Here is a 1,308-nt window from a genome sequence, read left to right as displayed (position 1 = left end):
GTAGCGCGAGCATCGATTGATACTTGCGTTTTCGAGGAGGCTCGCGAAGGTGGCGCCCCAACGCGCGTTTTCTGCGGCGCAAGCAACGGATGGTTGGTTGTGGAATGATTGCTTGCAGCAAGGATGCAACGAGCTGCTGCAGGACCCGCCAAGCGCCAGGCGTCGTTAAGCGGCCTGCGTCCAGTGGGGAGAGTCCTCGAAGTCGCTGGCAAGCGGCTCGAGCAACAGGATGATCAGGAGGTGGGCCAGCAGGTAGGGCTTGGCAGAGCGCGGATCGGTTCCTGGCGGCGTCTTGAGGCCAATCAGACTCTTCAGTCGCTTGAACCCAAGCTCGATCCGCCATCGCAATCGATAGAGCGCAAGCACATCTTTGGTGGAGAACTCGTCCCGCGCGAGCGACGTGATCAGAATGACCCAATCCGCAGCCTCCAAAGTTTCTTTGGAGATGATGCGGTTTTCATCTTTTGCGTCTTGCCGGGCTTTACGCCGAGAAGCAGCAGCCGCACCGGTGGGCTTCTTGATTGCGACCAGACGCATAGCCAGAGGCGCGCCGCCCTTGCGCTTGATCCAAATCTCCCGATCGACCAGTCCGCGCGCCTTCGCGGCACGCAATTGGGCCATCAGATCGAACGGAAGGCCTTTGGCGTCAAGCCAACGTGCGTTCTTCCAGCCCGCTCGGATCAAAACGTCGGCCCCGGCTTCGCGGACGGCCGCAATGCGGTCAGGTTGCAGATAAGCGCGGTCAGCAATGCGGATCTCGTTCTTGACCACTGGTATCCGGTCAAACGTTTCGCCCTCTTGCTGATCTGTCAGCTCGAAGTGACCAAAGCGCTCATAGGGCAGATCAAATGCGCTATGAACGCGCCAAAGCTCACTGTTCTTGCGCGCAGCCGGTCCCGCCTGAGGCACTGTCGTCGCATCGATGATGCGGATCAGGCGGCCTTGGCTCGCCTTCGGAGCTGCCGCAGCGAGCAAGCCCTCCACCAGCACCGCAAACCAATCACCACATTGACGCAGCCGATAGAACAACGCCACGCTGGTGAGGTCGGCAAGGCCAACAGAAGCCGCCCATGCGGCTGTCGATCTCAGCCCTCTTTCACCCAAACAATAGGCCAGCATCAGCCGAAGTAACGTCACCGCATCTGGAATCTGCCGCCGACGCGCGAAGGCCTTCGTCTGGCGCGCAGTTTTCTCGAGCTGCGCAGCCCCGCCCAGCTGCGCAACCACTCTCGTCCAGTCCTCGTTCAGGAGCGATTCGTCTGCCATCCCCTGTTCGAATCACGGCGGATTCCAACACTCAAGCATAAA

At 60.2% G+C, this 1,308-nt stretch carries 1 protein-coding gene; it reads right to left on the bottom strand.

The window, feature by feature from the left end; all coding sequences use genetic code 11:
* Positions 1 to 165: 165 nt before the first annotated feature.
* Positions 166 to 1,266 (bottom strand): IS4 family transposase, encoded by a 1,101-nt coding sequence (locus QX051_RS29430; RefSeq protein WP_315701243.1) that lies wholly within the window; start codon positions 1,264 to 1,266, stop codon positions 166 to 168.
* Between the last annotated feature and the right edge of the window lie 42 nt (positions 1,267 to 1,308).

Origin of the sequence: Bradyrhizobium sp. SZCCHNR1053, assembly GCF_032381235.1 — a bacterium.
Classification (GTDB): domain Bacteria; phylum Pseudomonadota; class Alphaproteobacteria; order Rhizobiales; family Xanthobacteraceae; genus Bradyrhizobium.
This window is presented reverse-complemented; position numbering and strand designations above follow the sequence as displayed.